9 protein-coding genes are annotated in these 12,756 nt (G+C 60.0%); 5 read left to right on the forward strand and 4 right to left on the reverse strand.

Going from position 1 to position 12,756, the window contains the following annotated elements:
* The first annotated feature begins 8 nt into the window (after nt 1-8).
* The 3 genes from rlmB (at nt 9) to gcvPA (ending at nt 2,652) form a co-directional block, all read left to right on the forward strand.
* Nucleotides 9-782, forward strand: a complete 774-nt coding sequence (gene rlmB, locus NY406_RS02380) for a 23S rRNA (guanosine(2251)-2'-O)-methyltransferase RlmB (RefSeq protein WP_260535172.1) — start codon at nt 9-11, stop codon at nt 780-782.
* Nucleotides 783-893: 111 nt separating this feature from the next.
* Nucleotides 894-1,277, forward strand: a complete 384-nt coding sequence (gene gcvH, locus NY406_RS02385) for a glycine cleavage system protein GcvH (protein ID WP_260535174.1) — start codon at nt 894-896, stop codon at nt 1,275-1,277.
* A 40-nt stretch (nt 1,278-1,317) separates the two neighbouring features.
* A complete protein-coding gene (gene gcvPA, locus NY406_RS02390) occupies nt 1,318-2,652 on the forward strand; it encodes an aminomethyl-transferring glycine dehydrogenase subunit GcvPA (protein ID WP_260535176.1) in 1,335 nt (444 codons plus the stop codon).
* 81 nt (nt 2,653-2,733) lie between these two features.
* Here the strand turns inward: gcvPA and dapA are convergent, their stop codons facing one another.
* Nucleotides 2,734-3,624, reverse strand: a complete 891-nt coding sequence (dapA, locus tag NY406_RS02395) for a 4-hydroxy-tetrahydrodipicolinate synthase (protein ID WP_260535178.1) — start codon at nt 3,622-3,624, stop codon at nt 2,734-2,736.
* A 326-nt stretch (nt 3,625-3,950) separates the two neighbouring features.
* Between dapA and NY406_RS02400 the strand changes: the two genes are divergently transcribed.
* Nucleotides 3,951-8,483, forward strand: coding sequence for an AAA domain-containing protein (locus tag NY406_RS02400; protein WP_260535180.1), 4,533 nt, complete (start codon nt 3,951-3,953; stop codon nt 8,481-8,483).
* A 162-nt stretch (nt 8,484-8,645) separates the two neighbouring features.
* The gene (locus NY406_RS02405; protein ID WP_260535182.1) at nt 8,646-9,236 is read left to right on the forward strand and encodes a hypothetical protein; all 591 of its coding nucleotides are present in this window, start codon (nt 8,646-8,648) and stop codon (nt 9,234-9,236) included.
* 201 nt (nt 9,237-9,437) lie between these two features.
* On the opposite strand, the gene recN is transcribed toward NY406_RS02405, so the two are convergent.
* From recN to NY406_RS02420, 3 genes are all read right to left on the reverse strand, one after another.
* On the reverse strand, nt 9,438-11,144 hold the full coding sequence (recN, locus tag NY406_RS02410; RefSeq protein ID WP_260535184.1) for a DNA repair protein RecN: 1,707 nt from the start codon (nt 11,142-11,144) through the stop codon (nt 9,438-9,440).
* A gap of 425 nt (nt 11,145-11,569) precedes the next feature.
* Nucleotides 11,570-11,773 carry a twin-arginine translocase TatA/TatE family subunit gene (gene tatA / locus NY406_RS02415; RefSeq protein ID WP_010933280.1) on the reverse strand — a complete coding sequence of 68 codons (204 nt, stop codon included), beginning with the start codon at nt 11,771-11,773 and terminating at the stop codon, nt 11,570-11,572.
* A 147-nt stretch (nt 11,774-11,920) separates the two neighbouring features.
* Nucleotides 11,921-12,571, reverse strand: coding sequence for a phosphatidylserine decarboxylase (locus tag NY406_RS02420; RefSeq protein WP_260535186.1), 651 nt, complete (start codon nt 12,569-12,571; stop codon nt 11,921-11,923).
* Nucleotides 12,572-12,756: the final 185 nt, after the last annotated feature.

Here is a 12,756-nt window from a genome sequence, read left to right on the forward strand (position 1 = left end):
CCTGATTTTTGGACAGAGCAAACCACGCCGAAATCCCGGCTCAGGAACCTCGTGAACAGGTCGTCTATGGCCGCAACGCTGTCATTGAACTGTTGCAGTCGAAACCTGAGAGCGTCGAGAAGATATACCTCCAGTTCAACACCTCCCATCCCAAGCTCAAGGAAATTGTCATCACGGCCCGGAGGCTGAAGATTCCCTGCGGCAAGGCGCGCATGGAGAAGTTGACGCTCATCTCCGGCACGGCGAAGAACCAGGGTGTGTGCGCCCTGATCAGCAGTCTCAATTACTACACGCTCGACGAGGTGCTCGCCGCGCCGCGCAACAGCTCGCCATTGCTCGTGATCCTCGAAGGACTCGAAGATCCGCACAACGTCGGCGCGATCATCCGCACCGCCGAGGCCGTGGCCGCTGACGCGGTCATCATGATCGAGGGCAAGGGCACGCCGATCAACGCGAGCGTGCACAAGGCGTCGGCGGGAGCGCTGTCGCACATGCGCGTCTGCAAGGTCAAAAGCCTCGTCAAGACGCTCGACCTGTTGCACGAACGCGGATTCAGCATCGTGGCTGCCGACATGGAGGCCGAGCACAACCACACCGACATCGACTGGACTCGCCCGACGGTGCTCGTCATGGGGGCGGAGGGGAGCGGCCTCGGCTCCGAAACCCGCAAGCGCTGCGACCGGATCGTGCGCATTCCGATGGCTGGCTGCGTCGAATCGCTCAACGTCAGCGTCGCGGCAGGCGTGATGCTCTACGAAGCGATGCGCCAGCGGCTGGGGTGAAGATGAGTCGGATTTGACTGATCCGACCGATCTTTTCTTCTCCTGAAAAAATGTTACCTTCAAATTCATTTGTATTCCTCAATTGCATAGCAACCTAAATCACGTTCTGCCATGAACATCCCTGATAATCTCCGCTATACCAAAGACCATGAATGGATCAAGCTGCTCGATGATGGCGCGACCGCGCTGGTCGGCATCACCGATTTCGCGCAGTCCGAACTTGGTGACATCGTGTTCGTCGAAACCAAGGCTGTCGGCACGAAGGTCGCGGCGCACGGCGTGTTCGGTACCGTCGAGGCGGTCAAGACCGTTGCTGACCTGTTCGCTCCGGTGGCTGGCGAGATCGTCGAGATCAACGGCGGACTGGACGATGCGGCGATTGTCAACTCCGATCCATACGGCGAAGGGTGGATCGTCAAACTGAAGCTCGATAACGTCGCGGATATCGACGCGCTGCTTTCGCCCGAGGCTTATCGCGCGCAGATCGGCGAGTGACCGGCTGGCAAGGTTTTTCAACTGAATCAAACATAGTACCATGCCTTTCATTACCAATACCGATGCCGAGCGGGCTGAAATGCTCCAGGAGATCGGCGTCGCGAGTTTCGACGAACTCATCGCGGACATTCCCGAGGAGATTCGCCTGAAGCGCGCGCTCGACCTTTTTCCCGCGATGGGTGAGCCGGAGGTGAAGAGTCTGCTCGAAAAGATGGCCTCCTCAAACGCCGCCACCTGTGACCACGTGAGCTTCCTCGGCGCGGGCGCTTATGATCACTACACTCCCGCTGCCGTCAAGACCATCTCGTCGCGCAGCGAATTTTATACAGCTTATACGCCGTATCAGGCCGAGGTGTCGCAGGGTACGCTTCAGGCGATCTACGAATACCAGAGCGTGATGTGCCGCCTGTACGGCATGGACGTGGCCAACGCCTCGATGTACGACGGCGCGAGCGCGCTGGCCGAAGCGGCGCTGATGGCCGTGAATATCACCGGGCGTAATGGCGTCGTGGTGGCGGGAAAACTGCATCCCTACACCCGCCAGGTGCTGGAGACTTACCTCGAAGCCGCCGGTGAGCGGGCCATCGTGCAGAACAGCATCGAGAACGGTATCGGCAGCATTGCCTCGCTCGAAGCGCTCGTCACCTCCGAAGTTGCCGCGGTGATCGTGCAGCAGCCGAACTTCTACGGCTGCCTCGAAGAGGTCGAAGCCATCGGTCAGATCGCCAGAAAGAACGGAGCGCTCTTCATCGTCTCCGCTGATCCGGTCTCCCTCGGCGTGCTCGAAGCGCCGGGCAACTACGGCGCGGACATCGCCGTAGGCGAAGGCCAGTCCGTCGGCAACGCCCAGAGCTTCGGCGGGCCGTACCTTGGCATTTTCACGGTCAAGCAGGCGCATGTGCGCAAAATTCCTGGCCGCCTCGTCGGCATGACCAAAGACAAGGATGGCGAGGACGGCTTCATTCTGACGCTTCAGACCCGCGAGCAGCACATCCGCCGCGAAAAGGCCACCTCGAACATTTGTTCCAATCAGGCGCTCTGCGCGTTGCAGGCGGTGGTGCACCTGTCGCTGCTCGGCAAGGAGGGTATCCGCGAGGTTGCCAACCGCTCGATGCAGAAGGCGCACTATCTGGCCGACCGCATCGCTGAGATTCCCGGCTTCTCGCTCAAATACAGCGCACCCTTTTTCCGCGAATTCGTGGTCGCGACGCCCGTTCCGGCGGCGACGATCATCGAGAAGATGCTGGAGAAAAAGGTATTCGCGGGCGTCGATCTTTCGGCATGGGGAGAAGATGGCCTCTTGGTCGCCGTCACCGAGAAGCGCACAAAAGAAGAACTCGACAGTTTCGTCAGCGAACTCGCTTCGCTTGGGTGATAAGCTTTGCGAATAAAAGAAAAAGCCGCCCAAAGAGGCGGCTCTTTTCATTATAGGTCCTATAGTACCTATTCTTCTTTCTCAAATCAGTCCAAGCTTTTGCAGCTCGTCGTGCAAAATTGCCTTGTTGGCTTCGGCCATGGGCACCAGCGGCAGGCGGTAGACCTCCTCGATCATGCCCATCAGCGAGAGCGCGTACTTGACCGGTACCGGGTTGCTCTCGATGAAGTTCAGCCGGAAAAGCTTGCGGTATCTGCGGTTGATGGCGCGGGCCTCTTCGAGGTTGCCCGCCTTCATGGCGTCGATCAGCCCCTTGACTACCTTTGGCACCTGATTGGCCGCCACCGAAATCACGCCGTCGCCGCCGAGCGCCATGAAAGGCAGCATCAGCCCGTCCTCGCCGGTCATCACCGAAAAGTTTTCCGGGCGCTCGTCGATGAGCGTCATGATCTGCTCGAAGTTGTCCGACGCCTCCTTGACGGCGAGCACGTTGTCGATGTCCCGCGCCAGCCGCAGAATCGTCCCGGCACTCACGTTGCTGCCGGTGCGCCCCGGCACGTTGTAGATGATCACCGGAATTGAGACCGATTCGGCCACGCGGCGGAAGTGCTGGTAGTACCCCTCCTGCGACGGCTTGTTGTAATAAGGCGCAACGGAGAGGATGGCCTGCGCCCCGGCCTTTTCGGCGTTGCGCGCCAGCTCGACCGCGTGGCGGGTGTCATTGTTGCCCGCGCCAGCGGCCACCATCATCGACTCGTCAGCCTCCTCGCAGACGACGCGGATGATCTCCGCCTCCTCCTCGTTCGTGAGGGTGGGCGACTCGCCGGTGGTGCCGCAGGGAAGCACGATGTCGGTTCCGGCCTCGCGATGGAACCGCACCAGCCGCCGCATGGCTTCGAAATCGATCGATCCGTCCTCTTGGAACGGCGTGACAAGCGCTACGGCTGAACCTGAAATAAGGCGATTGGACATGAGAACTGCTTGATTCAAATTCTGTTGGTAAAAGGCTGATAATCATGCAAAGCAGATCTGATCCGTAGATTATGACGCTTTCAGCCTTCGTGTTGTAATGAATGTAGCCAATGAGAGGGATTTATAAAAAATCGTAAATCAAGCGACGGAGTGGATTCTGTGGAAGTGAGTTTTCCAGATAAACAGGATCGCGGAGAAAAAGAGCGTCGCGAACCAATCATCGACGTCGATTCTGCCCGCTATCTGCTTGATTGCAAGCCATCTATAAGGGGAACTGAATTTTTTAAATTGCTTGAATAACCGCTTCGAACTACGCAGAGAAAAACATGATGGATGCAAACCCGCGCGATCTGCTGACGCGGCTGCTTGACTATATCGAGGAGCAGGCGAAGGACATCAATCCGCGCGCTTTTAGGCTGTCGAATACTCGGGAGTTTCTCCGGCATCGCGCTGATTTCGTCGGATTGCCGGGCGTTGAATTCGACATCAGCGTTGAGGGTGATCATTTCTGGCTGCGCGTCCATCGGCTTGAAGCGCACATGCCGCCTGTGCTCGACGGGAAAAACAGGAACTTCATCCGCATCGGCGACGATCCCGCTGGTGCAAAGCCATCCATCGACGACGAAGCGGTGAAGGCGCATCTCCTCGCCGCCGCGGAGGACAAAACGGCGGAACAGATCGAGGCGCTGGAGCGGCAGCATCGCGAGTCGCTTGAAGAGGTGCTTGCTCAATACTCGGCGCTCTGGAAGGCGTGGGCGGCGGGCGAAAAACCGCGCCGTCAAACTATCGAGCTGTACGGCGCGCTGTTTGCCATCAAGCACCAGCTCGAAGCCGAGGAGACAACCAGACCCACCGAACTTGTCTGGGGGATTGGCATCGCGACCTGGCAGTTGACGTGGCCGGAGTCGCAGGGCAAGGGTTCAAAAGTCGATTTCGAGTATCCGCTCTTGACGCAGCAGATGGAGGTCGGTCTCGACGAATCGACGATGGCGCTCTGTTTGCGTCCGCGAGCCACCGATACCCGCTACGAGGGCGATGCGTTCGCAAGCTGCATGGGGCGAGTTGCCGTCGAGGTGGAGCGAACGGCGCGTCAGCAGCTCGAGCTGAGTCAGGAGCGCCCCGTCACGCCGTTCGATCCCGCCTCCTATGCTGACTTGCTGAAGCTCGTCGCCACCAACATGGAGAGCGGGGGCGTCTATCGTCCCGTATCGGCAGAAAACGAAACCGTGCCGCCGCCGGGCGAGCATCTTGTGGTGACCGATTCATGGGCGCTCTTCACGCGGCCCCGCTCGAACAACTATCTGCTCGACGACCTGCAACGGCTCAAGGAGCGCCTTGCCGGGGAGTGCGACATCCCGAACGGCCCCGCCGCGCTGGTGACGACTCCTTCGGACGAGCCTGCTCCGTTCGGGCACATCCGCTTTCGGGGGCTGTCGGGGTACGGCCCGGATCGCGGCGGCGGCGAGGTTCGCGAGCTGTTCTTCCCGCTGCCCTACAATCAGGAGCAGGTCACCATCGTCCAGCAGCTCGAACAGGCCGAGGGCGTAGCGGTGCAGGGGCCGCCCGGCACCGGCAAGACGCACACGATCGCCAACATCATCTGCCACTACCTCGCTACCGGCAGGCGCGTGCTGGTCACCTCCAAGGGCGAACCGGCGCTCGCGGTGCTGCAAAGCAAGATTCCCGAAGAGGTTCGCCCGCTGACCGTGGCGATGCTCACCGGCGACCGCGAGAGTCTGCGGCAATTCGAGAGCGCGATCAACGCGATTCAGGCGCGAGTCTCGCAGCTCAATCCCGAACTCACTCGTCAGGAGATCGACCTTTGCACGAGCCGGATCGACCGGGCGCACGCGGAACTCGCCACCATCGACCGGCGTATCGACGAAATCGCCGGGGCGCAACTCTCGGAGGTCGAGGTCGATGGCCATCCGATGCGCGCCCAGGAGCTTGCCGAACTGGTCGTCAATGGTCAGGCCGATTATGGCTGGTTTGACGATGAGATCACGCTTTCGCCCGAAAACGCGCCGCCGCTTTCGGATGATGAAACCGGGAGGCTTCGCGAGGCGCGGCGCAAGCTCGGCGGCGATCTCGTGTATGTCGATGCGAATGTTCCGTCGGCAGACAGTTTGCTCCAACCGGACGATGTGGCGCAGTTGCACGACGTGCTGGCGCGGATGCAGGAGATCGAGCGGCTGGTCGATGAGGGCGCGTTGCCTGCCCTGAAGGCGGCGATGCCCGAGGTGCTCGACGAGGCACGGCAGCTTTTGGGCGCTCTCGATGCTGTCCGTTCGACGCTGCGAGAGATCGACGAGTCGGGCGAGAGCTGGGCGCATGAGCTGCGGCAGCGGTGTCGGCAACCATCATTTCAGGCCGAACGCCGTGCGCTCGAGGCGCTGTTCGACGAGATCGCGGCGCTGACGGAGGCTCGCGCGGTGTTTCTGCAACGGCCGGTCGAAATGCCGCCGGAGGCGCTTGGCTCGCCAAAAGTGAGCGAGGCGGTAGAGCGCGGCGCACAGACCGGAAAGCCGTTCGGGCTGATCGCGTTCGGCAAAAGCGAGGTCAAGGAGGCGGTGGCGAAGGTGAAAGTGGCGGGCTTGCCGCCGTCCAGCGCCGAGGAGTGGCAACAGGTCAAAAGCTTCATGGAGCTGCATGCGCGCGTCATCTCGTTCCTGACGCGCTGGAACCAGTTCGCGCCAGCGCTCTCCGCCCCGCTGCTGGAGGGGGGCGTCGGCGAACTGCGCTGCATCGAGCTGGTCGCCTCGACGGCCCGCAAAGCGCACCAGCTCGCCACGCAGCATGACGTCACGCTGGTGCGCCGCGCGGAGGCAGTGTTCGCCCAGCCGCCGGTCGCGCTGCTGCACGGAACATCGGATGAGATTGCCAAAGTCAGGGAGCATCTGATGGTGCACCTGAGCCGCGCCGATCTGGCCAAGGCGGCGACGCAGTTGTCCACCCTGAAATCAAAACTGGCGGGAAGCTCCGGCCCCGCATCGGAAAAACTCAGAGCACTGGTCGATGACGCGCTCGGCAACGAAGCGCTCGCGGCAGAGCGGGTCGCGGCGGAATATGCGACGCTTCTCGGCGAGCTTCGGCGCATCGAGGCGCTGAACCCGGAGCTTGCGCTGGTGAACGAGGCCGCCGCCAGATTCCGGGAGGCGGGAGCGCCGAAGTTCGCGGCTCGCATCCGATCTACGCCAGTGCAGCAAACCGGCGAGGATGCGGCGCTTCCGGTCAACTGGCGTGATGCCTGGCGATGGGCGCGAGTGAAGCGCCACCTCGAACAGATCGAATCGCGCGATGAACTGGTGAAACTTTCGGCTCGCCGCCGCGACCTGGAAGAGGGTCTTGCGAAGCTCTACCGGGAGATGGTCACGCTGGCGGCGTGGCTGGAAACGAAGCTCCACGCATCGCCGCGTGTGCTCGAAGCGCTGCAAGGCTACGCCACGGCGATCCGCCGCATCGGGCGCGGCACCGGCCCCAATGCCACGCGCCACCGCCGGGACGCGCGGCACCACATGACCAGCGCCGCCGGAGCGATTCCCTGCTGGATCATGAGCCACGCCAAGGTTTCCGAATCGATGCCCGCCGACATCGGAGCCTTCGACCTCGTCATCGTGGACGAGGCGAGCCAGTCGGACATTTGGGCGCTGCCCGCGATTCTGCGCGGCAAGACGATTCTGGTGGTCGGCGACGACAAACAGGTTTCGCCCGACGCCGGGTTCGTCTCCGCCGAGCGGGTGCAGGAGTTGCGTGATCGCTTCCTCGCGGAGCAGCCATTCCGGGAGGCGATGACGCCGGGCAGTTCGCTCTACGACCTGGCGGCGCGGGTTTTCGCAGCGCGGCAGGTGACGCTGCGCGAGCATTTCCGGTGCGTGCCGCCGATCATCGCCTACTCCAACCGGATGTTTTACGAAGGGAAGATTCAGCCGCTGCGAATTCCGAAAGGGAGCGAACGGATCGAGCCGCCGCTGGTGGATGTCCATGTCGAAAACGGGGTGCGTGGCCGCGACGGCTGCAACCGGGAGGAGGCGAGCTTCATCGCCGACGAAATCGCGGCGCTGCTCGCGGACGAGCGCTTCGCCGGGCGCACCATCGGCGTCGTGTCGCTGCTCGGCATGGAGCAGGCAAAGCATATCGACGCGCTCGTGCGCAACCGCTGCAACGCCGCCGAACTGCTTCACCGCCGCTTCGAGTGTGGCGATGCGCGCACCTTTCAGGGCAGCGAGCGAGACATCATGTTCCTCTCGATGGTGGTCGATCCCGGTAATTGCAAGGCGCTCTCCGGCAACATGTTCGAGCAGCGCTTCAACGTCGCCGCAAGTCGCGCGCGCGACCGGATGTACCTGGTGCGCTCCGTCATGGCGTCGCATCTGTCCGACAAGGATTTGCGAATCTCGCTTTTTCAGCATTTCGACAGGCCGCTTGTAGCCGACAAGGAGGAGGCCGAAATGCTCATCGACCGTTGCGAATCGGGCTTCGAGCGCGAGGTGTACTCCGCGCTGGTCGAGCGCGGCTATCGCGTCATTCCGCAGGTGAAAACGGGCGCATACCGCATCGACATGGTTGTCGAAGGCGCGGGCGACGTGCGCTTGGCCATCGAGTGCGATGGCGACGAGTTCCACGGCCCCGACCGCTGGCCGCAAGACCTGGCGCGTCAGCGGGTGCTGGAACGCGCGGGCTGGACCTTCTGGCGCTGCTTCGCCTCGACGTGGCGGCTGCACAAGGACGAAGTTCTCGGCGAACTCACCGGACGCCTGTCATCGATGGGCATCGAACCCCTCGGCTCGATAGCGAGAGCGCCCAAGCTGGTTGAAAAGCGCTCGCTGATCGTCTCGGTGTACGAAGAAGCGCCGCGCTGAAACGCGCCCCAAACTCGATGCGCCTCCTGATCGCTGCACCGGGCGTCGCTCTTCTCTCCGTGATGACCGGTTGTTCAAAATCAGATAACCCGGTTATCTGACGCGGTCTCTTCACTTTCAGGGAAATCGCTCCCGAAGCGTTACGAGATCAAATCGGGCATCGTGCATTATGAGCCGCAGAATCTCATGGGCATGGGAACGCCCACCGAAACGCTCTATTTTGACGATTATGGCAGAAAAGAGGCTGTGGAAAGGATTACGGAATCGAGCGTTATGGGAATCAAGACGTATGAGCATACTATGCAGGTCACGGACGGTCAAACCGGCATTTTTTATGAAATAAAGAAGACCGTTAACGGCAAGGATGAAGCCAGCAAGGTGGCGACCAAAAGCGACCTCCGGGAGCTTCGGGAGATGGCGCAGACGATGGCTAAATCCCTGGATGTCAATGAGCTGAAGAAAAACATGGATTATCGCGAAGAGGGTACGGAAACGATTGCGGGAGTAACCGGCAAGAACTACTCGGTTGCCATGAACAAGAAGCAGCCCAATGCGCGTGCCTATGGCGTGATGTACAAGAATATCGTACTGAAAAGCGAAATGGGCAGTATTTCTATGAAAGCTGCAAGCATCGAGGAAAACGTTACCGTTCCGGCGTCAAAATTCGAAATTCCGGCTGGCTACACTGTTCAGGAGTTCAAGGCAGCCGAAGAGATGGAGAAAGCCGCCTCGATGGGGGAATCCAAAGAGTAAAAGATTTGCATCATTTCGAAAAGCAAAAAGGCGGTGCTTGTGCCGCCTTTTTTATGATTTTTTCCAGGGATGCTCGATCTTTTTCTCAACCGCGATAAACCGAATTCACATCGCTACATGGTTGCTGGCTGGCCGGAAGGCCTTAACGGTTTGAGTCGGGGAATCCGATTTCGAGAGAGAGTGTGTATCGGATAGTTTTTGCTAAGCCGACCTTCCTGCTTCGATCAGCTCTTCGGCGAGTTGGAGGGAGGTTTCGGTGATGTCGGCTCCGCTGAAGAGGCGGGCTACTTCGCGCACGTGTTCGTCCTCATTGAGCGGGGTGACGCCGGTGAGGGTGCGGTCGGCTTCGATGCGCTTGACGACCGCGAGGTGCAGGTCGCCCATCGCGGCGATTTGCGGGAGGTGGGTGATGGCCATGATCTGGTGCATCCGCGAGAGGCGCTTGAGGCTGAAGCCGACCGATTGGGCCACCTTGCCGCTGATGCCGGTGTCGATTTCGTCGAAAACGAGGATCGGCAGCTCCGCCGAGCGGGCCAGAGCGCTTTTCATGGCGAGCATGACGCGCGAGATTTCGCCACCGGAGGCCACCTTCGCCAGCGGTTTGGGCGACTCGCCGAGGTTGGTGGAGATCATGAACTCGACGCGGTCGCAGCCGTTGTCGAACGCCTTGTAGCGAGTGCCGTCAATCTCGATATCGCCGTCCGGCGCGGCTTCGCGGGTGAAGCGCACCTCGAACGCGCTGTGCGGAATGCCGAGCGTCGAGAGGCCCGCTATGATCTCCTCTTCGAGCCGCCCGGCGGCTTCACGGCGATGTTCCGAGAGGGAGCTGGCCGAGGCGGAGAGGGCCGTGCGCGCGCTGCGGATGTCGGCTTCGATGGCCGCGAGTTCGCCCGCCAGATTCTCCTCCAGCGACAGCTCTTCGGCGAGCTGGTCGTGCAGGGCGATTAGTTCGTCGATGCTTTTGCCGTGCTTTTTGGCAAGACGTTGCAAGAGCATCTGCCGCTCGCGCAACTCTTCGAGGCGGTCGCTGTTGAATTCGATGCCGCCCGTGTAGCTTCCGGCGAAGCGGTTCAGCTCCTCGACTGTGGCCGTCGCGCCGCGCAGCTCTTCAAGCCACGGCTCGAAACTCTTGTCGATTGCGCTGAGCTTTTCGAGCAGATGCACCGCCGAAGAGAGTGCCGTGTAGGCCGAGCTTTCCGATTCGTAGAGATGCTCACCCAACTCCGTGCCGAGACTGTAGAGCGTTTCAGCGTTTTCGAGCAGGTTGATCTCCTCGTCGATTGAGCGCTCCTCGCCAGCGACGAGCGCCGCCGCGTCGAGTTCCCGATACTGGTAGTCGATGAAGTCGCGCTTCTCGCGGAGCGCAACGGCGCGTTCGGTGAGGCTTTGCAGCTCGCGGCGCAGCTTGCGGTACTCTTCGAGGGTGTTGCGGTACTGCGCGGTCTCGGCGTGCAGGAGGCCGAAGCCGTCGAGCATTCCGGCGTGCGTTTCGGCGTGCAACAGAAGCTGGTGGTCGTGCTGGCCGTGCAGATCGACGAGCTGCTGTCCGGCACGTTTGAGCAGCGAAACCGTGCAGGGAGTGTCGTTGATGAAGCAGCGCGACTGGCCCGTCGCGGAGATGTCGCGCCGCAGAATCAGCTCCGGCGTGCGCTCGATCTGTTCCTCGTCAAGCATTTCGCCGATGTTCTCGTAGTGCTCGCCGCTGAAAATCGCCTCGATCACCGCCTTACGCGCTCCGGCTCTCACCACCTCCGCGCTCGCCCGTTCGCCGAGCACCATGTTCAGCGCACCCATCAGAATCGACTTGCCCGCGCCGGTCTCGCCGGTGATGATGGTCAGGCCCGGCGCGAAACTGACCGAAAGTTCGTCGATAAGCGCGAAATCTCTGACGTAGAGGCTTTTGAGCATGAGACGGAGCGTTATGTGGGTTCGGCGGGCTGACAGCTTCAAAGATAACGCTAAAAAAGCGTGTTTGAAAAATGCGGCATGCTGTTACCGTGCCAGCACTTCAGTGCGAGTCTCGGGTAAGTCTTACAGGTAAGTGTAGAATGTGGTTATCCGCTCAGATCAACGGGCGTCGTGTTTGGGCTGTAGAGCTTGACGAAATCAGTCGGGTCGCCGCTTGGTTTTTGCAGAACGGATCAAACGGCATTCATTTCAATACGCTCGTCATGGCCGTTTTTGGGGCCATATCCGGAAGTACCTGATTCACGAAAAGCCCTTGAAGGGCTTTTCGTTTTCACTGGATCAATCTGTTCCTGCCTGCTGTCAATGCTGATTCATCGCGTTGACAACGCAGGATTGACTCGGGCACAGGTGAACAGGAGAAGGCCTCAGGCCTTGGTCTCCTTTTTCTCTTTGCTGGAAGAATCGTCTGTCGCTTTGTTAAACTCTTCCTCTATTTCATTCTGAGCTTTTTTGAACTCCTTGATGCCCTTGCCAAGCCCTTTGGCAAGTTCGGGCAGCTTCTGAGCGCCGAACAGGAGAAGGACAATGAGCAAAATGAGAACGAGTTCCTGGCCGCCTAAACCGAACATGGATATATCTCCGGAAAGTGTACAAATAGATGCGTCTTGAAACGATTGCGCTGCAATTGAGCGATTACTGTTTCATGGCGCTGGTGGACTGCGTGTTATTGCAATGAAAACTTAACAAAGAAGGTCTTGAAACCAAAAAGTTTTCGATCAAAAACCTCCGGTCTGGCCCAAAACCGTTTCGCCTGCGGTGGTTGTCATGCCCTCGGTTGCCGTAACCTGTATCGAAGCGGGAAGGATAATGTCCACTCTCGATCCGAGCTTGATCATGCCGAACCGCTCGCCGGAGGCCACCTCTTGACCAGCTTCAAGATCGCAGACGATCCTGCGGGCAACGAAGCCCGAAACCTGCGAGAACCAGATGAATCCGGCGGCAGTGTCGAGCGTGATCTCCATGCGCTCGTTGTCCGACATGCTGCGATGGTCGAACGCCATCAGAAAATTACCTTCACGGTAGCGCAGATCGCGCACCCGGCCATCGACGGGAATCCGGTTCACGTGGACGTTGAAAGGGGACATGAAGATGCTGATGAGGGTTGATCCCGGTCCGGTGGTCGGATGATCGACCGTTTGTTTCAGCACGATTTTGCCGTCGGCGGGCGCGACGATCAGACCTTTTCCGTCAGGGATTTCACGTTCGGGGTCGCGATAGAAATAGAGCGTGAAGAGGAGGAACAGGAGCGCGGTGGCTGAAAGAATTGCGTTTCCAGGCTGCGGCAGGAAGATGCCGAAGATGATGACGATGATGCAGAAAATGGCGGTTTTGACGACGCTGCCGGTTCCGTATGGTGCGATGCGCATGAGCTGATAATCCTTATTTGAGGCTTCATGATAGCCAAATTTGTCTTATTTACCATCACGGTGATCCCTTCGGAGTTCTTCCGGCGGATTGCAAAAGCGGCCAGGTGGAGATATTATTATGTTTATCGCAGGCCGGCAGTATCGCAACGGACGCCAGTTCCACAGCGACTAAATTGACTAACGAT

Source organism: Chlorobaculum sp. MV4-Y, assembly GCF_025244685.1.
Classification (GTDB): domain Bacteria; phylum Bacteroidota; class Chlorobiia; order Chlorobiales; family Chlorobiaceae; genus Chlorobaculum.